Origin of the sequence: Erythrobacter aurantius, assembly GCF_023823125.1 — a bacterium.
Classification (GTDB): domain Bacteria; phylum Pseudomonadota; class Alphaproteobacteria; order Sphingomonadales; family Sphingomonadaceae; genus Erythrobacter; species Erythrobacter aurantius.
This window is the reverse complement of the sequence record NZ_CP090949.1, coordinates 728391-745834: the sequence shown is the minus strand read 5'-3', so window position 1 is coordinate 745834 and position 17444 is coordinate 728391. Positions and strand designations below refer to the sequence as shown.

At 62.1% G+C, this 17444-nt stretch carries 26 protein-coding genes and 1 tRNA gene; 9 read left to right on the top strand and 18 right to left on the bottom strand.

Going from position 1 to position 17444, the window contains the following annotated elements; genetic code table 11:
• Genes L1K66_RS16485 through L1K66_RS03740 form a run of 4 tightly spaced genes read right to left on the bottom strand, consistent with a single transcriptional unit; the run spans window position 1 to window position 2211 of the window.
• Complete coding sequence (locus L1K66_RS16485) at window positions 1-411, bottom strand: TIGR01244 family sulfur transferase (protein WP_330221251.1); 411 nt, start codon at window positions 409-411, stop codon at window positions 1-3.
• Window positions 411-830, bottom strand: a complete 420-nt coding sequence (locus tag L1K66_RS03750) for a DUF6691 family protein (protein ID WP_252259678.1) — start codon at window positions 828-830, stop codon at window positions 411-413. The genes L1K66_RS16485 and L1K66_RS03750 overlap by 1 nt, the downstream gene beginning before the upstream one ends.
• Window positions 827-1276, bottom strand: a complete 450-nt coding sequence (locus L1K66_RS03745) for a YeeE/YedE family protein (protein WP_034956156.1) — start codon at window positions 1274-1276, stop codon at window positions 827-829. The genes L1K66_RS03750 and L1K66_RS03745 overlap by 4 nt, the downstream gene beginning before the upstream one ends.
• Window positions 1273-2211 (bottom strand): MBL fold metallo-hydrolase, encoded by a 939-nt coding sequence (locus L1K66_RS03740; RefSeq protein ID WP_252260585.1) that lies wholly within the window; start codon window positions 2209-2211, stop codon window positions 1273-1275. Before L1K66_RS03740 ends, L1K66_RS03745 begins: the two co-directional genes overlap by 4 nt.
• Window positions 2212-2278: 67 nt before the next feature.
• Between L1K66_RS03740 and L1K66_RS03735 the strand changes: the two genes are divergently transcribed.
• Window positions 2279-2932 carry a peroxiredoxin gene (locus L1K66_RS03735; protein WP_252259677.1) on the top strand — a complete coding sequence of 218 codons (654 nt, stop codon included), beginning with the start codon at window positions 2279-2281 and terminating at the stop codon, window positions 2930-2932.
• Complete coding sequence (locus L1K66_RS03730; RefSeq protein WP_252259676.1) at window positions 2929-3279, top strand: ArsR/SmtB family transcription factor; 351 nt, start codon at window positions 2929-2931, stop codon at window positions 3277-3279. Before L1K66_RS03735 ends, L1K66_RS03730 begins: the two co-directional genes overlap by 4 nt.
• 59 nt (window positions 3280-3338) lie before the next feature.
• Here L1K66_RS03730 and L1K66_RS03725 read toward each other — a convergent pair.
• A tRNA-Gly gene (locus L1K66_RS03725) sits at window positions 3339-3413 on the bottom strand.
• A 228-nt stretch (window positions 3414-3641) separates the two neighbouring features.
• Here L1K66_RS03725 and trxA point away from each other — a divergent pair.
• Together trxA and L1K66_RS03715 are read left to right on the top strand one after the other, a co-directional pair.
• Window positions 3642-4574 (top strand): thioredoxin, encoded by a 933-nt coding sequence (gene trxA, locus L1K66_RS03720; RefSeq protein WP_252260584.1) that lies wholly within the window; start codon window positions 3642-3644, stop codon window positions 4572-4574.
• A gap of 10 nt (window positions 4575-4584) precedes the next feature.
• Window positions 4585-5196, top strand: coding sequence for an LON peptidase substrate-binding domain-containing protein (locus L1K66_RS03715; protein WP_252259675.1), 612 nt, complete (start codon window positions 4585-4587; stop codon window positions 5194-5196).
• A 13-nt stretch (window positions 5197-5209) separates the two neighbouring features.
• Here L1K66_RS03715 and L1K66_RS03710 read toward each other — a convergent pair whose 3' ends face one another.
• From L1K66_RS03710 to argB, 5 genes are all read right to left on the bottom strand, one after another.
• Window positions 5210-5833, bottom strand: a complete 624-nt coding sequence (locus L1K66_RS03710) for a MarC family protein (protein WP_252260583.1) — start codon at window positions 5831-5833, stop codon at window positions 5210-5212.
• A gap of 15 nt (window positions 5834-5848) precedes the next feature.
• Window positions 5849-6616 carry a hypothetical protein gene (locus L1K66_RS03705; RefSeq protein WP_252259674.1) on the bottom strand — a complete coding sequence of 256 codons (768 nt, stop codon included), beginning with the start codon at window positions 6614-6616 and terminating at the stop codon, window positions 5849-5851.
• Window positions 6613-7506: a bifunctional methylenetetrahydrofolate dehydrogenase/methenyltetrahydrofolate cyclohydrolase FolD gene (folD, locus tag L1K66_RS03700; protein WP_252259673.1), complete on the bottom strand. Its 894-nt coding sequence runs from the start codon at window positions 7504-7506 to the stop codon at window positions 6613-6615. The genes L1K66_RS03705 and folD overlap by 4 nt, the downstream gene beginning before the upstream one ends.
• A gap of 7 nt (window positions 7507-7513) precedes the next feature.
• On the bottom strand, window positions 7514-7810 hold the full coding sequence (locus L1K66_RS03695) for a YggT family protein (RefSeq protein WP_034956167.1): 297 nt from the start codon (window positions 7808-7810) through the stop codon (window positions 7514-7516).
• Between the two features lie 83 nt (window positions 7811-7893).
• A complete protein-coding gene (argB, locus tag L1K66_RS03690) occupies window positions 7894-8811 on the bottom strand; it encodes an acetylglutamate kinase (RefSeq protein ID WP_034956168.1) in 918 nt (305 codons plus the stop codon).
• 202 nt (window positions 8812-9013) lie between these two features.
• Here argB and L1K66_RS03685 point away from each other — a divergent pair, with 202 nt between their 5' ends.
• The 3 genes from L1K66_RS03685 (at window position 9014) to L1K66_RS03675 (ending at window position 10440) form a co-directional block, all read left to right on the top strand.
• Window positions 9014-9340 carry a BufA1 family periplasmic bufferin-type metallophore gene (locus L1K66_RS03685; RefSeq protein WP_252259672.1) on the top strand — a complete coding sequence of 109 codons (327 nt, stop codon included), beginning with the start codon at window positions 9014-9016 and terminating at the stop codon, window positions 9338-9340.
• A gap of 119 nt (window positions 9341-9459) precedes the next feature.
• The gene (locus tag L1K66_RS03680) at window positions 9460-10017 is read left to right on the top strand and encodes a thermonuclease family protein (protein WP_252259671.1); all 558 of its coding nucleotides are present in this window, start codon (window positions 9460-9462) and stop codon (window positions 10015-10017) included.
• Between the two features lie 66 nt (window positions 10018-10083).
• Entirely contained in the window at window positions 10084-10440 is a 357-nt protein-coding gene (locus L1K66_RS03675; protein WP_034956172.1) for a DUF4870 family protein, read from the top strand.
• Between the two features lie 68 nt (window positions 10441-10508).
• On the opposite strand, the gene L1K66_RS03670 is transcribed toward L1K66_RS03675, so the two are convergent.
• The 4 genes from L1K66_RS03670 to L1K66_RS03655 all read right to left on the bottom strand — a co-directional run bounded on the left by L1K66_RS03670 (window position 10509) and on the right by L1K66_RS03655 (window position 12657).
• Window positions 10509-10658, bottom strand: a complete 150-nt coding sequence (locus tag L1K66_RS03670) for a hypothetical protein (RefSeq protein ID WP_252259670.1) — start codon at window positions 10656-10658, stop codon at window positions 10509-10511.
• 12 nt (window positions 10659-10670) lie between these two features.
• The gene (locus tag L1K66_RS03665; RefSeq protein WP_252259669.1) at window positions 10671-10979 is read right to left on the bottom strand and encodes a YdcH family protein; all 309 of its coding nucleotides are present in this window, start codon (window positions 10977-10979) and stop codon (window positions 10671-10673) included.
• A 408-nt stretch (window positions 10980-11387) separates the two neighbouring features.
• A complete protein-coding gene (locus tag L1K66_RS03660; protein WP_034956173.1) occupies window positions 11388-11645 on the bottom strand; it encodes a YdcH family protein in 258 nt (85 codons plus the stop codon).
• Window positions 11646-11739: 94 nt separating this feature from the next.
• The gene (locus L1K66_RS03655; protein WP_252259668.1) at window positions 11740-12657 is read right to left on the bottom strand and encodes a sulfotransferase domain-containing protein; all 918 of its coding nucleotides are present in this window, start codon (window positions 12655-12657) and stop codon (window positions 11740-11742) included.
• A 137-nt stretch (window positions 12658-12794) separates the two neighbouring features.
• Here L1K66_RS03655 and L1K66_RS03650 point away from each other — a divergent pair, with 137 nt between their 5' ends.
• Complete coding sequence (locus L1K66_RS03650; RefSeq protein WP_252259667.1) at window positions 12795-13493, top strand: hypothetical protein; 699 nt, start codon at window positions 12795-12797, stop codon at window positions 13491-13493.
• 296 nt (window positions 13494-13789) lie between these two features.
• On the opposite strand, the gene L1K66_RS03645 is transcribed toward L1K66_RS03650, so the two are convergent.
• The gene (locus L1K66_RS03645) at window positions 13790-14839 is read right to left on the bottom strand and encodes a ribonucleotide-diphosphate reductase subunit beta (protein ID WP_034956177.1); all 1050 of its coding nucleotides are present in this window, start codon (window positions 14837-14839) and stop codon (window positions 13790-13792) included.
• 189 nt (window positions 14840-15028) lie between these two features.
• Between L1K66_RS03645 and L1K66_RS03640 the strand changes: the two genes are divergently transcribed.
• Window positions 15029-16333, top strand: coding sequence for a GGDEF domain-containing protein (locus tag L1K66_RS03640; protein ID WP_252259666.1), 1305 nt, complete (start codon window positions 15029-15031; stop codon window positions 16331-16333).
• 26 nt (window positions 16334-16359) lie between these two features.
• On the opposite strand, the gene L1K66_RS03635 is transcribed toward L1K66_RS03640, so the two are convergent.
• From L1K66_RS03635 to L1K66_RS03625, 3 genes are all read right to left on the bottom strand, one after another.
• Window positions 16360-16650 carry an LPXTG cell wall anchor domain-containing protein gene (locus tag L1K66_RS03635; protein WP_252259665.1) on the bottom strand — a complete coding sequence of 97 codons (291 nt, stop codon included), beginning with the start codon at window positions 16648-16650 and terminating at the stop codon, window positions 16360-16362.
• On the bottom strand, window positions 16647-16829 hold the full coding sequence (locus L1K66_RS03630) for a hypothetical protein (RefSeq protein WP_252259664.1): 183 nt from the start codon (window positions 16827-16829) through the stop codon (window positions 16647-16649). The genes L1K66_RS03635 and L1K66_RS03630 overlap by 4 nt, the downstream gene beginning before the upstream one ends.
• A 127-nt stretch (window positions 16830-16956) precedes the next feature.
• Window positions 16957-17316 carry a PilZ domain-containing protein gene (locus L1K66_RS03625; RefSeq protein ID WP_256471483.1) on the bottom strand — a complete coding sequence of 120 codons (360 nt, stop codon included), beginning with the start codon at window positions 17314-17316 and terminating at the stop codon, window positions 16957-16959.
• Window positions 17317-17444: the final 128 nt, after the last annotated feature.

The window sequence follows — 17444 nt, the reverse complement described above, 5'->3', positions numbered from 1 at the left end:
CTAGTCCAGTGTTTCGCGCAAATTGCCGAGATCGTAACCGGCCATCTCGGCTCGCTTTATCCGCTCGGAAACCGCTAGGCCGGTAGGGTTGGCGAGCATTTCGAGGGTGATCGAACGCGTCCCGGTCCGGCAATAGGCGAGCACCGGTCCTTCGGTGCCTTTTCGAATGGCGGCGAAGGCCGCTATTGCAGGAGGAGGAAAGGCGCCGCCGCTTACCGGAATATGGTGGAACGCGAGCCCGGCAGCTTGCGCCGCCTCGCGCATTTCGGCCACGGTAGGCTGATCATCTTCCTCGCCATCAGGGCGATTGCAGATGATTGCGGCAAAGCCCTGTTTCGCGGCTGTTTCGCAGTCGCCGGGCTGCAATTGCGCCGCCACCGCGAAGCCCGAATAGACCGGCTTGACCTCCATCAGCCCTTCCCTTCGATCAGGCGAACGATCGCCATTCCCGCGAACATGGCGACAATGAAGATGGCCGCCGATGCCGCGTCGATAACCAGTGCGGCAAAGCCCGGGCCGGGGCACAGACCCGCAATCCCCCAACCAATGCCGAACAGTGCAGAACCACCGATCAGGCGCGGGGTCAGGTCGCTGCGATCAGGCAGCGAAAACCCTTCGGCAAAGAGGGGGCGCATCATGCGCGACTGCACCTGCCAGGCGACCACCATCACCAGCACCGCTCCGCCCATGACGAAGGCAAGCGTCGGATCCCACGCGCCGAAAAGGTCGAGAAAACCCCGCACCCGGGCCGGATCGGTCATTCCGCCCAACGCAAGCCCCGCTCCGAATACGATGCCCGAAAGCGCGGGCACGATCACACGGTTCATCATGGCAAGACCTCCAGCCCGAGAGCATTCATGGCTGCCACCGTGGCAAAGCCCGTCGCCATGAAAGTGAGCGTGGCGACGATAGAGCGTTGCGAAAACCGGCTCATGCCGCACACGCCGTGGCCGCTGGTGCAACCGCTGCCGAGCCTTGTTCCTATGCCGACTGCAAGCCCGGCAATCACGAGGAAGATCGGCGATGCAAACTTCGCGCTCATTCCACCCTGAAGCGCGCTGACAATCAGCGCGCCAACTGGCAGGCCAAGAACAAACAGCCATGCCGAAATGCGGGGCAGACTGCTTTCGCTCAGCCCAACGGCGCGCGCAGCGATGCCGGAGACGCCAGCAATCCGCCCTGCCCCCAACAGCATCAGTGCGGCAGCAAGACCGATCAGGATCCCGCCACCCAACCCCGCCAAGGGCGCTGCGTCTGGAAAGCCGGGCAGCATCATACCGCGTTCACCGGCAGCTTGAGATAAGTCACCCCATTATCGTCCGCGGGCGGCATGTGGCCGGCCCGCATGTTGACCTGCACCGAAGGCAGGATCAGGCGCGGCATGTCGAGGGTCGCGTCGCGCGCTTCGCGCATGGCGACAAATTCGTCTTCGGTAATGCCGTCATGGGCATGGATGTTGCCGGCGCGTTCGGCGGCGACCGTGGTCTCCCAGACATACTCCTCGCGGCCAGCGGGCAAGTAGTCATGGCACATGAACAGGCGAGTTTCTGGCGGGAGCGCAAGCACCCGGCGCAGCGAGCGGAACAATTGCCGCGCGTCACCGCCAGGAAAATCAGCCCGCGCCGTGCCATAGTCAGGCATGAACATCGTATCTCCCACGAACACGGCATCGCCAATCACATAAGCGATGCATGCGGGTGTGTGGCCGGGGACGTGCAGCACAACAACCGGCAGATTGCCGATGTTGAAGGTGTCGCCATCTGAAAAGAGGTGGTCAAACTGCGAGCCGTCCAGCTCAAATTCCGTGCCAGCGTTGAAGAGCTTTCCAAACACGCCCTGCACAACCTTGATGTGCTCCCCGATCGCGATTCTACCGCCCAGCTTTTCCTGCAGGTAAGGCGCCGCAGACAGGTGATCGGCGTGCGCATGGGTCTCAAGCAGCCATTTCACTTGCAATTTTTTCGAAGTGACAAAATCGATAACGGCGTCGGCAGAGGAGGTGGAAGTGCGTCCGGAGTTCGGCGCAAAATCCAGAACCGAGTCGATAATCGCCGCCTCTCCGGTGGAGGGGTCACTGACGACATAGGTTACCGTGAATGTGTCAGGATCAAAGAAGCCCTTGATTTCCGGCCGTGAGGCATCGCCGTTCAACACGGATTGCACCTGTGCGGCGGCAGCGAGCAGGGTGCCATCGCTCTTATCCACTGACATTCTCCTTGATTTACATAAAGTGTGTATATGTATTGCAATTGAGGCTGTCAAGCGCTAGAGGCAGATCATGACACACGAAACCGCTCAGCCGCCCTGCGCCGGCCTTCGCATTGGTGACACTGCCCCCGAATTCGAGGCGCGCAGCACCATGGGGCCGGTAAGACTTTCCGACTTCAGCGGGCGCTGGCTGATACTATTTTCCCACCCGGCCGATTTCACGCCTGTGTGCACCACCGAATTTGTCGAGCTCGCCCGCGCCGCCAGCGATTTCGAGAAGCGCGATTGCGCGCTCATGGCACTATCCGTCGACAGCCTGTTCGCCCATTTCGCCTGGCTGCGGATAATCAGGGACCGGTTTGACGTGGAGGTCCGGTTTCCGATCGTCGAAGACCCCACTCTGGTGATCGGCCGTGCCTATGGCATGGTCGCACCACAGGACAATGACAGCGCCACGGTACGCACCACCTTCTTCATCGATCCGTCAGGCACGATACGGGCAATGACCTGCTATCCGGCGAACCTCGGACGCTCGATCCCCGAAATGCTACGGATGATTGATGGCCTGCAGGCGATCGACAACCACAACGGGCTGGCCCCCGCCAATTGGCAGGCAGGCGATCCGCTGCTGAGCTCGCCCAGCCAGAACATCGACGATGTCTATAACGCCGACAATGCATCTGATTGGTTCATGAAGCCCGCCGCAAAGGGTGATGCGACATGACCGACGACGCACTTATTGAAGCGCTGAAGGCGCTGGCCCATCCCCTACGATTTCAAATCCTCGAAGCCTTGCATTCCGGCGAGTTGAACGTTGGCGAGATCGAGCAGCGCTGTGACATCGGCCAACCGGCTCTTTCCCAGCAACTGGGGGTCTTGAGGAGGGCCGGACTGGTCGAGACACGCAAGAGCGCGAAGCTGGTATTCTACAGCCGCAACCAGCAGCGTCTGGCGGAACTGGGCGCCTTGGTCGGAGGTTTCGATCCGGACAATCTTGCGCCTGCCGACGGCAAAACCGAAACCAAGCGCACTGCAGCGCCGGGTGTAGCCAACTTCGCACGCATGGGGTGATCGCGCAAACGGATGCAGCACCGCATTGGCGGTTTTCGTGATCAGGTTCCGAAAGAAAATGGAGCGGGCGAGGCGATTCGAACGCCCGACCCCAACCTTGGCAAGGTTGTGCTCTACCCCTGAGCTACGCCCGCTCACTGACGCCACACAGGACCGCGTCAAACGCAAGTCTCTGCCGGGGAGGCGGCGCGATTAGCAGCGACTCACATGCCCTGCAAGAGTAAAATGCACCTGAATTTTCGCGAACATCGCGAACCGACACTAGCCAGCACTCCACGCAAGGTTCACAAGCGCAAAAAAGGCCCCACATTGGGGCCGACACGTAATCCGAACCAACCAGCAGGAGTTTTCCCTTGGCCAGCATGGGTCTGAACATCGAAGAGCAGAAGGCAGTCGAACGGTTCCGCAAGAATGTCGTCGAGCCGTCGCAGACGAAGCTGGTGATCCTCGATTTCTGGGCCGAATGGTGCGGCCCGTGCAAGCAGTTGACCCCTGTGCTCGAAAAGGTCGCCGCCGAATATGCGGACAAGGGCGTGGTGCTCGCCAAGATCAATGTCGACGAAGAGCAGTTCATCGCCAGCCAGTTTCAGGTTCGCTCGATCCCGACGGTCTATGCGATGTTCCAAGGGCAGCCGGTAGCCGACATCAGCAGCGCGCGCACAGAAAGCCAGCTTAAGCAGATGCTTGAACAATTGCTCTCGCAACTGCCGGTGCAGCCTGGTGCAGCCGGCGACGAAAGCGCACCGCAGGGTCCCTCGCCAGAAGAGCTCGCGCAATTCGTTGCCATGGGCGAGGCCGCCCTGACCGAAGGCGATGCCCAGCGCGCGGCGAGCATTTTTGCTCAGGTCACGGAATTTGCCGGAGACAACGCACCGGCCCATGCCGGGCTTGTGCGCGCACTGATCGCCATGGGTCAGGTTGAAGAGGCTAAGCAGGTTCTCGCCGCGATGGAAACCGATCCCAGGCTGGCCAGCGACCCCGCAATGGCCGCGGCGAAGAGCGCTGTCGAGCTTGCGGGCACCCAGGTTGACGATGGCGAGCTTGCCCGACTGCGCGAGGCAGCCGGTGCCGCGCCAGATGACATGGAGGCGCAATTCGCCTTCGCGGAGGCTGCCTTTGCAAGCGGAGCGCGCGACGACGCGGCTAATACGCTGCTGGCAATGATCGAAAAGGATCGCGAATGGAACGATGGGGCCGCCCGCGCGAAACTGCTTCAGATATTCGAGGCGACCGGGCTTGAAGACGAATGGGTGGTGGCAACCCGTCGCCGCCTGTCAAAGATCCTGTTCGGATGATCCCGTCCTGATGGCCACGCGACTTTCCATCTTTCCTCTGACGGGCGCCGTGCTGTTCCCGGGCCTGCAGCTGCCGCTCCACATCTTCGAGCCGCGGTATCGCGCGCTGGTGGGCGATGCTCTGGTGCGTGATCGAAAGATCGCGATGATCCAGCCACAACGCCCGGTCGAAGGCTCCCCCCTCTACACGATCGGGTGCGTCGGACGCATCGGCGAGGTCGAAGCAATGGAGGACGGTCGCTACAATCTCATCCTTGAGGGCGTGTCGCGGTTCCGCATGCTGGCAGAACTCGATGTGACGACCGCGTTCCGCCAGATCGAAGCGGAACTGATCCAAGACGATCCGGATGAGACGCTGACCCATGCCCAGCGCGGTGGGTTCGAGCGCGAGGCACGCGAATTCGCCGCAAGCCAGGGCTACAGCGTCGATTGGGATTCGGTTCAGCGGCTCGACGACCAGTCATTGATCAACGGCGTCTCGCAAATCGCCCCATTCGATGCAGCTTCGAAACAGGCATTACTTGAGGCACCGACGCTAAGCACCCGCTGCGAATTGCTGGTCCAGTTGATGCAATTCTATGGGCGAGGCGACGGCAGCGAAGAGATCATGACGCTGCAATAATCAGAGGGCGGCTTTACAGCCCAAAGCTGCCCTTTAGCCCGTCAATCACATATTGCGCGGCCAGCGCCGCCAGCAACACGCCGAGCAAGCGGGTGATCACCGCTTCGACCTTGTCACCGAGCAGCCGGATCAGCGGTCCCGCAGCAACGAGGGCGATCGCCGTAATCGCGAGTACGAGACCCAGCGCGGCGAACACCTCGACGGTTTCGGCGGGAGTCTCAGCCTCGTTCATCAGCAGCATGATCGCCGCAATCGCACCCGGTCCGGCCAGCATCGGCATGGCCATCGGAAAGACCGACACGTCCTCGATCTCCGGATCATGCGCGACCTTGTCGGCACGCTCGGTGCGGCGCTGCGTGCGCTTTTCGAACACCATTTCAAACGCGATCCAGAACAGCATGAACCCGCCCGCGATGCGGAAACTGTCGAGCTCGATATGCAGGGCGCTGAGCAAGGTTTCGCCGAAGAACGCGAAAATCAGCAGGATCACCGCGGCGATGGCCGTGGCCCGCAGCGCCATATTGCGCGCCTGCGCCGAGCTCGCATTCTTCGTCAGCCCGGCATAGATCGGCGCACAACCCGGCGGGTCGATCACGACGAACAGGGTAACGAAGGCAGAGACGAAGAGTTCAGGCAGCATCGCCGCCCCTCATCACCCTTCGCCCGGCGATGCAAGACTTTCTTCGATCGCGGTGAGCCATTGGCCTTGGTAGAAATACTCGGCCGAGACGAATTTCGTGCCGTCTCCGCGGTGTTCCCAGCGCCAGCGGAGGGTTCCGTCCTTCGACAGAACCGCATTGGCCGCGCCGTCTTCGCCAATCGGAATGGCAGGAGGTGGAGGGATCGGAACCCCGGCGCGCGGGCAGGTGGCGACCAGACCCTGAATCGAATCGATCGCAGTGACAACAATGTCGCCATCCGCAACTTCGGTGCGTGGTGGAGGTTGCGGGACGTCCGGGCCACCAACGTCATAGGCCCATTTGTAATCCCCATCGGGCTGGCGCGCCCATACGGTCACGTAATTGCCGACGATGCCTTCGGGCATGACAAAGCGCCCCTGGCTGACTGCGGTCGCACCGTCACAGCTCATCACGACAATGCGTGCGCCCCATTGCACAGGTTCCGCCGGATCAGTCTGGGCGGGCAGCCAGGTGCCTGCATCAATCACCCCGTTGGCGCCGTGGATCACCGCGCCGGGTGCAGCGAACTGCTGGAACGCGGTCCATTGTCCTTGCTCGCGCGCGGCACGGGCAAAGGCGACTTCGGCGGCGACAATCGTGCTTGGCTGAGCTTCGCCCGGAGCATTTGCCAGAACGCGGTTGATGATCTGGTTCGAAGGGCCCTGCACCCGCGGCCCGCCGCAAGCGGCAATGGCGCCGGCAAGAGCGACAAGCGCGATTGCGGCCCACGCTTTCCTCACAGGCCCTCCGGCACTGGGAGGCCTGCGTTGCGATAGGCGGCGACAAGCGTGTTGCGCAGCAGCACCGCAATCGTCATCGGCCCGACCCCGCCGGGAACCGGGGTGATCGCACCTGCAACCTCGCTCGCTTCGTCAAAGGCGACATCGCCGACAAGGCGGCCCTTTTCGCTGCCCGGTTCAGGGGCCAGACGGTTGATGCCCACATCGATCACGGTCGCGCCTTCCTTCAGCCAGTCCTTGCGGATCATCTCTGGCCTTCCGACTGCCGCAACCACGATGTCCGCACGCTTAACGACGCCTGCCAGATCCTTGGTGCGGCTGTGAGCGATGGTGACCGTGGCGTTCGCGTCGAGCAGCAACTGCGCCATCGGCTTGCCAACAATGTTCGAGCGACCGATCACCACGGCTTCGAGTCCGGACAGATCGCCCAGACGATCGGTCAGCAGCATCATGCAGCCCAGCGGCGTGCAGGGAACAAACCCCGATTGACCGACGCTCAGCCGCCCGGCGTTGATGACGTGAAAGCCGTCCACGTCCTTGTCCGGGCTGATCGCGGCGATGATGCTCTGTTCGTCGAGGTGACCGGGCAGCGGCAGCTGCACAAGGATGCCGTCCACCGCTTCATCCCGGTTGAGCTGTTCCACCAGCGCAAGCAGCTCTTCCGAGCTGGCATCGGCAGGCAGACGATGTTCGTAGCTGTTCATATGGGCGGCGACGGTCGCCTTGCCCTTGCTGCCGACATAGACCTGGCTGGCGGGATCATCGCCCACCAGCACCACTGCCAGCCCCGGCTTGCGCCCGGCAGCCTTAGCAAATTCCAGCGCCCGTTCGCCCACGCGCTCACGCAGGCGCGCGGCAAAGGCTTTTCCGTCGATGCGTGTCGCGCTCATCCCGGCCTCACGCAATGCTGAGCGCGAGGCGGTAAATCGCGACGTCGAGAATGCGCAGGCCGAAGATCAGCACGATCGGCGAAAAGTCGATGGCACCGGTATCGGGCATGATCCGCTGGATCGGTCGCAGGACAGGTGCGAGCAGGTTCCGGATCGAATCGTAGAACGCCATCAGGAACTGGTTGGTCGGGCTCACCACGTTGAAGGCGAACAGCAGGCTGATAACGAACTGGATGATGATCAGCATGATCAGCAGGCTGGTGAGCATACTGACGATGTCGGAAATCAGAAAAAGGCCTTGCATGTGTGTTCCCGTGGCTAGAGCGTATTATCAACCTAATACGCCTTGGCGGTGCGTCAACCCGACTGGTTCAGGCCGCGCCCTTATCAAGACGCGTTCTTGCGCACCAGAGTTCCCGCACCGCGCGCGGTAAAGAATTCAAGCAGCATCGCGTGCGGCACCCGTCCGTCGAGAACCACTGCCGCCTCGCAGCCGGATTCGACCGCCGAAACGCAGGTTTCAAGCTTTGGCACCATGCCGCCCTTGATCACGCCCTCTTCCTTGAGCCGGGCAATCGCCGCCGGATCGAGGTCGGTCAGCAACTTGCCTTCGCCGTCGAGCACACCGGCAACGTCGGTCAGCAGGAACAGTCGCGCCGCGCCCAGTGCAGCGGCGATCGCGCCCGCCATGGTGTCGGCGTTGATATTGTACGTCTCGCCATCCTCGCCGCCTGCGATCGGAGCGATGACGGGGATCATCCCGGCGGCAACCGCGGTGTCGATCACGCTCGTGTCCACAATCGCGGGTTCACCGACAAAGCCGAGATCAACGACGCTTTCGATCAGGCTTTCCGGATCCTTCGTGGTGCGCGTCACCTTGCGCGCGGTGACAAGTCCGCCATCCTTGCCGGACAGGCCCAGCGCCTTGCCACCGGCATTGGACAGCCAGCCGACCAGTTCCTTGTTGATCGCACCCGAGAGCACCATTTCGGCAACCTTGGCAGTCGCTTCGTCGGTAACCCGCAATCCGTCGACAAAGGTGCTCTGCACACCAAGCTTGGCCAGCATCTCGCCGATTTGCGGACCGCCGCCATGCACCACCACCGGGTTGATGCCCACCGCCTTCAACAGCACGATATCCTCGGCAAAGTCGCGCGCGGCCTGTTTGTTGCCCATCGCGTGCCCGCCGTACTTCACCACAAAGGTACGCCCGGCGTAACGCTGGAAATAAGGTAGGGCCTCGATCAGAACCTCGGCCTTGGACAGGTCGAGCGAGTGATCGGCAGGAGTGGAAGGGGCAGTCATTATCGGCGCGCCTTTCTAGCCGCTCTTTGATGGTCGCGCGCCGCTTAGCCGCTTCGCGGGCGCGAGGGAAGCGGTGACGAGGAAACGGCTCGCAACACTTTTCGCGCCATCCATGTAACCGAACGACTCGCCTGCGCGAAACAAAGGGTGTGCCGCGCAGGCCCAAGGCAGCGTCGCACGATCTAGTCTAGGAGGAAACACGATGAACACCACTCGCTTCAAGGGATCGATCGCTCTCGCCACCTTCGCCGGCCTTGCCGCCGCGTGTTCGGGCGGCGCCGAAGCCCCGACAAATGCCGAAGGCGCAACGGAAGTCGCCGCCACCGAAGCCGCTGCCAAGGAAAAGTGCTACGGCATCTCGCTCGCCGGCAAGAACGATTGCGCCGCCGGGCCAGGCACCAGCTGCGCCGGCACCAGCACTATCGACTATCAGGGCAACGCCTGGAAATACGTCGATGCAGGCAGCTGCGAAACAACTAAACGCCCCGATGGCAGCTTCGGATCGCTTAGCGAGACATCCGACGTCTGATCAGCAGCCGCACGTGATTTCAGGGCCGTCCGGAGCGATCCGGGCGGCCTTTGTCATATGTGTCGATGACAGCGCCGCCGCAGTGGAGCGGCAAGGCGGCTGCTGCTAGTCCTCGCTTCATGTCTCCACCGCGTTTCCGATCCCGGCTCAGGCGCAATCGCCCGCGCATGGGCAGCCCGCTGGGCAATTGGTGGCTGGTGTGGCGAATGCCGGTGTTGCTCTTGATCGTCATGGCGGTCTGGTGGTTCGGACTTCGCCCGTTGTCTGACGATGCGGAATGGCAGACCGTCAATGATCGCTTTGCCTTGTGCGGCGCACGGGGCAGCAGCCAGCCGGGCTGTGTGGTGGACGGTGACACGCTCATCCTCGGTTTCAGCAAGGCGCAGCGGCGTATCCGCCTGACCGGTTTCGACGCACCCGAATTGAACGGAGCCTGCCCGGCAGAAAGCCGCCGCGCGATAGAGGCACGTGATGCACTCCACCAGTGGCTCGGCCAAGGGGCATTCGAATGGGACGGAGGCGATGCGCCCCCGCGCGACCAGTACGGGCGCGAGTTGCGCGCGGTGCGCCGCACTATGGCGGACGGCTCGCGAGAGTACCTTGCCGACACGATGATTAACCGCGGCCTGGCTGGCGGGAGCGGTTGGGGCAGCACCGAGCCCGACTGGTGCGAGTAAGAGCTTGCTCCAAAGCGCGCCTTGCGTAGACTGATCGCTCCGTCAGGCATCACAGGGGATCTCGCCATGACCGAACCTACCACTCCCAATTCCGGTTTCGACCTCAACCAGCCGACCATCATCTCGCTGCTGTACCTCGGCAGCTTCATCACCGGCGTGTCCGGGCTTGTCGGCATTGTGCTCGCGCATGTGTGGCAGGGCGAGAACCGCGACAATTGGGCCGCGTCGCACTTCACCTATCTCATCCGCACATTCTGGATCGGCTTCCTCGCCAGCATCATCGCCAGCGCCCTGATGTTCGTCCTCATCGGCTTCCTGCTGTTCCCGGTCATCGCAATCTGGGTTGGCGTGCGCAGCGTGCTGAGCCTGCTCAAGGCGCAGAAGCAGGAACCCATGCCCGATCCGCAAACGCTCCTGTTCTGAAGCGTGATGAGAGTGACGCCTCGCCTCTGACGTCACTCCCAAGGATTTGCGAGGTGGCCGGGAGAGGGCTACCTCGCAAAGGCTTTCACGATCCGCCGCGCGGCCAGCGCGCCGCCGATCAATGCGGCTGCCTTTCGCCGCCCGCGCCCCCGGGAGCGGTGCAGGCTGACGACACCCGCCAGCGGGAGCGGAAGGGGCAATCGGCGTTTCAGTCTCATGTCCGTCACTCCTTACGCCGGAACGGCTTCCATCGCGGGGGCAGCCCCCGCACCAAGCCGCGCTTCGGCTTCCTCGATCACGACGGCGATTTCGTCGAGCAGCGCCAGCCGCTGCTTCTTCAGCCGCGCCAGATACAGGTCCGACGCGCTTTCCGCCTCGCATTCGAGCCGCCCGATCGCACGGCCCAGCGCGTGATACCGCTCCGCCAGATTGCAGAACTGCACATCGGCCAGCTTGAGCAAAGTCAGCACCCTTGCATCGCGCGGGAATTCCTCATGCAGTTCCTGCGGGCGGCGTGGTGCGGTTTGAACGGCGGGCATCGCGGTCTCCTTCCTTGACGTGATTCGACCATGAAACGCCCTGCGCAAACCGTCTTTGACGTGCGTCAATCGGCCCGCTGGTGCCCCGTTTTCCCTACAGGCTGGAACAGGTGGAACACGGTCCAGAAGAAAAAGCGCGATTGTGTCACCCTTTCGTGCGCAAACTGTCACCTTTCGCCGCGAAGTGTCACCCGCCGGCGGCAGAGTGTCACCCAAACGGGCAAAAGCGTCACTTTTCGCAAGGTCAAAGTGTCGCGTTTCAAGCCGCAAACTGTCACCCGCCCCGCCGTATCGCGGCAAGCACAGCGGCGGCATCAAGGGCGCAAGCGCAGTGGGAACAATCGCGGGGACAAGAACCGGGGGCATTACCCCGCATTCTTACCCCGCGCCGCAGACAGTAGGAAAGCGTCAGACCGCAGCAGCGCGCGCCCGCGACACGATCACCGTGATTTCGTCGAGCAGGCTCAGCCGCTGCTTCTTGAGCTTTTCGGTCCGCTCGTCCGAAGCCGCCTCGGTCTCCGCCTCAATCCGGTGCACCTCGCGGTTCACCTCGTGATATTCATCCGCCAGCCGGGCGTAATGGGCATCGGTCTGCTTCAACTGGGTGATCAGATCGCGATCGCGCTTGAAGATTTCGGTCAGCTCGTTCGGGGTGTGCTGGGACATTTGAGGCGTTCTCCCTTTGGATTGTGAGAAAACCCTAGGCCGGAGTCGCCGCGAAAGATTTGACTCACATCAAATCCGCCCGTCCCGATCTCCGTCAACCGGCCAGCGCATCCACCTCCGCCGCGAGCGAGGCGTAATCCGCATGGCCCGTCACCGGCGTGACGCGTTCCGCCCACATCCGGTCAAGCTCCTCGGCGATCGCCGGCGGCAGCATGTCGAGCGAGCTGCCCGATGCCTGCACCTCGCTCGAATCCGAATTGGCAGGGATGCCGCATTTCTCCTCCAGCACGGCGCAGAACATGCCATCGTCGAAACGGTCCTTGTAAGTGTGCATGAATTCGCGCGTCGTCCGCTCCTGCACCAGCGCCTCGATCTCCGGGGTGAGTTCGATATCGCAGAACGCCGCCAGCCGCCGGATCGCCGCAGGCTTGCTCTTCACCACCCAGCGATAGGTCATCAACAGCGTATCGGGCTCGTGCCGCCGGGCGTACCAGCTGAGGATGTGGGTGAAGTAATCGCAGCCGCCCGGCCCGCCGCCCATGAACAACGGCATGAAATCCTCGATCGGCACGGACCCGTCCTTGAGGTGCCAGCCATTGATGAAGCGATAGAAGGAAACGTAGCATTCCCCCGGATCGCGCAGGGTGATCAGATACCGGTTGCCTGCGGGCAGGCGTTCGTATTCGCGGTGTGATTTGAACCCGCGCGGCGTCCCGCGTTGCGGTGTCGTCATGTCGAAATCGAGCAGATAGGCGGTGTCATCCCAAGGCGTCATGCGGCTGATGTCGTCGAAATCCATGTCTCCGCCGCTGGCCCCGGTGCGCAGCTGATGGAACATCTGCTGCATCATGGTGGTGCCGCTTTTCGCCCATGAGGTGATGAAGACATCGCGCGGCGATCCGGGCGGCAGCGGTTCATAGGGGCGGAAATTGGGCCGCTCCCCTGCGGCGGCGGCGGCCATCACCGCGCCGAAACCTTCGATGCTCGTCGCCTGCCCGATCAATTCTGTCATGCGTCATTCCCCCCCAATTGGAACTGGACGCGACCCTTTGCACCTCTGGCGTAGAGCATTGGTGCGGCATGGGAAAGCGGCAAAGCCGTGATTGTCCGGGCAGTTGTGCGGATGCCCGGCTGTGCTACGTCTGGCGCATGAAGACATTCGCACACACGCGGGCGCTCTGCGCTGCCCTTGCCGCCCTGTCGCTCGCCTCCTGTTCGGGGGGTGAAGCCCCGGTTGAGGATGGTGCGGGGGAAACCGCCGACGCCTCTCCTCAGGACGAATTCTGGGCCGCCTTGTCGAGCCATTGCGGCAAGGCCTATGCGGGCGCGCTGGTGAGCGATGACGCCGCCGATGCCGATATGGCGGGCGCGGAAATGGTGATGGCGGTGGCCGAATGCAGCGATGATCGCATCGCAGTGCCGTTTCACATAAGGCAGGCGGACGGCACATGGGATCGTTCGCGCACCTGGCTGATCACGCGCAATGATGCGGGTGGACTTCGCTTGAAGCACGATCATCGGCACGAAGATGGCGAAAGCGACGCGGTGACGATGTACGGCGGAGACACCGCGCAGAGTATCGACGGGGGCGACACGGGCACGGCGCGCGCGCAAAGCTTCCCGGTGGATGCGGAAAGCGTGGCCATGTTCGAACGCGAAGGCCTCACCGCATCGGTTACGAATGTCTGGACCGTCGAAGTCGACCCCGCCGGAACCGAAGGCGGTGTGTATGCCTACCAACTCAAGCGCACGGTAGAAAGCGGCGCACCGGAAGACCGGCTGTTCAGGGTGGAATTTGATCTGGGCGAAGAAGTGGAAATGCCGCCCGCAGCTTGGGGTTGGGAGTAGATTAGCCTGATTCCCCTCCCGCAGGCGGGAGGGGAGTAATGGATAGCAGCGTCAACCTAGGTCAAAACCCAGAGTCGGCCCTTGGTTTCCTTCTTAAGGAGACCCTCATGCTGAAGTTTTTGGGCCTCCCATCGCATCGCGTACTGCCAAGTGTAGAACAGGTCTCCAGATTGTCGGAGTTCCTGTTCATGGTGGTCCCAAATATACTTTGCTACATCTGGGACTTGTGCAGCTCCCAAAGATTGAAGTGCCTCAACCACCCACGCTTTGAGATCAGCACGCGTGGCCACTCCCCCCTACTCCGCAGCCTCAACCGACCCAAACATATCCGGGCCACCGTCGGCTTCGCAGTCTTCGTTGACGGCTTTGGCCTTCTGGCGCTTGTCGAAGCTGGACCATACGTCGTTCCAGTTGCCGCGGGTTGCGCCCTTGGAATATTCGGTGGCGCGGGTTTCGAAGAAGTTGGCGTGCTCCACCCCGTTGAGCAGCGGCGCAAGCCACGGCAGCGGGTGTTCTTCCACCATGTAGATCGGCTGCAGGCCAAGCTGGGCAAGGCGCCAGTCGGCGATGTAGCGGATGTACTTCTTGATCTCCTTGGGGCTCATCCCGTTGACCGGGCCCATTTCGAAGGCGAGATCGATGAAGGCGTCTTCGAGCCGGACGGTCTTCTGGCAGATGTCGATGATGTCTTCCTTCACCGATTTCGTCAGGCAGCCGCGTTCCTCGCAGAAGGTGTGGAACAGCTTGATGATGCCTTCGCAGTGGAGCGATTCGTCGCGCACCGACCAGCTGACGATCTGGCCCATGCCCTTCATCTTGTTGAAGCGCGGGAAGTTCATCAGCATGGCAAAGGAGGCGAACAGCTGCAGCCCTTCGGTGAAGCCGCCGAACATGGCGAGCGTGCGGGCGATGTCTTCGTCGGTGTCGACGCCGAACTGGTGCAGGTAATCGTGCTTGTCCTTCATTTCCTCATATTCGAGGAAAGCGGCGTATTCGCTTTCGGGCATGCCGATGGTGTCGAGCAGGTGCGAGTAAGCCGCGATGTGCACCGTCTCCATGTTGGAGAAAGCGGTAAGCATCATTTTCACTTCGGTCGGCTTGAACACGCGGCCGTAGTTTTCGTGGTAGCAATCCTGCACCTCGACATCGGCCTGCGTGAAGAAACGGAAGATCTGTGTGAGCAGGTTGCGCTCGTGATCGGTGATTTTCTGCGCCCAGTCGCGGCAATCCTCGCCCAGAGGCACTTCCTCGGGCATCCAGTGGATCTGCTGCTGACGCTTCCAGAAGTCGTAGGCCCACGGGTATTCAAACGGCTTGTAGGTCTTGCGGGCTTCGAGCAACGACATCTTGTGGTTCCTTCGGTTCGTGTTGGCTTACCTATGTAGGGAAACAAACTACGGAATCGAAGGCAAGCGGGTATGATTCGGCGGGGATAAACCGTGCAAAATCCGAGTCGAACGGAAAGGTTCGAAAACGCATCCGCACCAGCACCCGCACTAACCCCAAATTAAAGGACTGCAGTTAACCGGGTGCGCATGGGCGTGATGCAATCCCTTGTCCCCGATGGCGCGTTCGAAAGCCTGCCTCTGCCCGAGGAAGAAATGGACGTGCCTGCCGGGATCGATTCGGACATGGTCGAGTCGATCGACCAGGAACGCCTGCCCTTGCGCCGCTGGCCCGCCGCGGTTGCCGAACTCTATCGCCAGGAAGTGATCGACCGGCTGTATCGCGAGGAGCATTTCCTGTTCCTGCTCGGCCTGCTGCTGTGCATGGCGACGATTGCGGTCGACCTCATCGTCAATCCCGACATGCTGGAGCAAGGCGCGATCCTGCGCGTGGTGGCGGTGGCGCCGCTGACGCTGGCTGGCCTGATCGCCGGAGCGCGTGGCTGGACACAGGCGCTCGCCTTTTGCGTGGGCGCCGCACCGATCGCCTTCATCGCGGTGATCGTGCACCTCGCCCTGCAATTGCCGCCCGATCTCGCGCCGCGATATCTGCTCGCAACGATCCTTGTGGTGGGCATCGCCAACATGATGCTGCCCTATTCCCTGCGCGGCCTCGTGATTTTCGACGCGTCCGCGATCATCGTCGCAACCGGGGTGATCGCGCTGCACGGAAGCGAATTCCTGATGCTTTATGCCGATACCGTCGTCGTCTTCGCGCTCGCCGCTGCTGGCACATTGCCGGTGGCGGGACGGTTCGAACGGTTGCGGCAGCACAACTTCCTGCTGAACCTGCGCGCCCGCATCTTCAGCCGCGAGTTGCTCAAAGCCAATCACTCGCTCCAGCTGCTGTCGGAAACCGACCCGCTCACCGGAATCGCCAACCGCCGCTGTTTCGAGCGTCAGTTCGAAACCGAGATAGTGGCTCCGGGCGAGCATGGCCGCGCCGACGATCTGATCGCGCTGATGATGATCGACCTCGATCACTTCAAGGCCTTCAACGACACCCACGGCCACCAGTCAGGCGACTATTGCCTGAAACTGGTCGCGAGCGCGCTGCAGGACATTTTCGATGAGGCGGGCGGCATCGTCGCGCGTTACGGTGGCGAGGAATTCGTCGGTGCGGTGCGCAAGCGCGAAGCCGCGAAGATCCGTGCCATCGCCGAAGATGTGCGCCAGACCGTCGCCGCGACCCTGACCCCGGTGTGCGAAAGCGACCGTTCGCTGGTCACCGCATCAGTCGGCGTCGGCGTGGCCCCAGCGGCAATCATGCTGCCGCGCGAAGAGTTGCTCGAAATGGCCGACGCGGCGCTCTACAGCGGCAAGAACGAAGGCCGCAACAAGGTCGTTATCGTCGAAGCCGAAGGGGCATTCATCCCGCCGCGCCCGGCGGATTAATCACCCCTCCCGCCGCACTCGGCGGGTTAATTGTTACGCTTCTTCGATCCGAAGAAGCTGCCCCCGCCCAGCACGGTAATGCCGAGGAAGAACCCGAAATCGTACCAGCCGCCGGTGTTCGGCACCGCATAAACCGCGATGTCATCGGAAAACAGCGAGCCGATCCAGCTCCACGGGAAGATGAAGCCGTGCCACAGCCCCCACCAGAAACCCGGCACATCCGGGCCGGACGAAAGCCCGGCATCAATCTGGCTCGCACAGGCGGACAGCAGCAGCGCAAGCGCCGCCGCTCCCAATATTCTTACTGTTGTCGTCACAGCGACCCCATCATGATCACCATCCACATGATCGGCAGGAAAGTGCCCGCCATCACGATGTGCAGGCGTCCGGCATTGGCGGCATGGCCTTCGGGCCCTTTTGACAGGCGCATCCCGTTGAGAATGAAGAAGAGCGCGAACACCGTGCCCGCTATGCCGATCCAGAGTTGCGGCGTCATATCGTGTACTCCCGTCGATGACGCAGCGATCCACGCCTGCGCCCGTCTCTGATCCCGATCGGGAGACTGGCACAATTTTCAGCGAAGTGCGAGGGGGTTGCGCCCGGCGCGGCGCAGGTCATGCGTGTCAGCAGAAACGCTGCGGCTTGATCTGGCCGATATCATCAAGGCCGACGCCGATATTGCGATCGACAGGGTCGGGGATGTGGCTCGATTGAAATCGGCCGAACTGGCTTTCCGGCAGCGGTACGAGGAAGCCCAGCCCTGCCTCGCCGCCGGCAACCCATTTGACGATCCCCCGGTGCGGCCCGGTGCCCGCAACATATATCTGCAGTGGCGACCCTTGCGTCAGTCGGCGCAAGCCGAGATCGAAACGGCAGCCGCTGGGCGAAAGATCGCGCAGCACGACATCCTGCAATTCGCCCGAACCGGAAATATACCGGCCCGGCAAGTTGATTTTCTTGCGTGAAGACTGGCGTGTTTTCATAGACCTGACGGTTAGGTAGAGCCCCTTAATGCACTTTAAAATCGGGACTAGGGGTCGCTGAAAAAAGATCCCTTCGGGCTATGACTGCCAGGGATCATGCATGATCCCCGCGCGCACGAGACCATAGA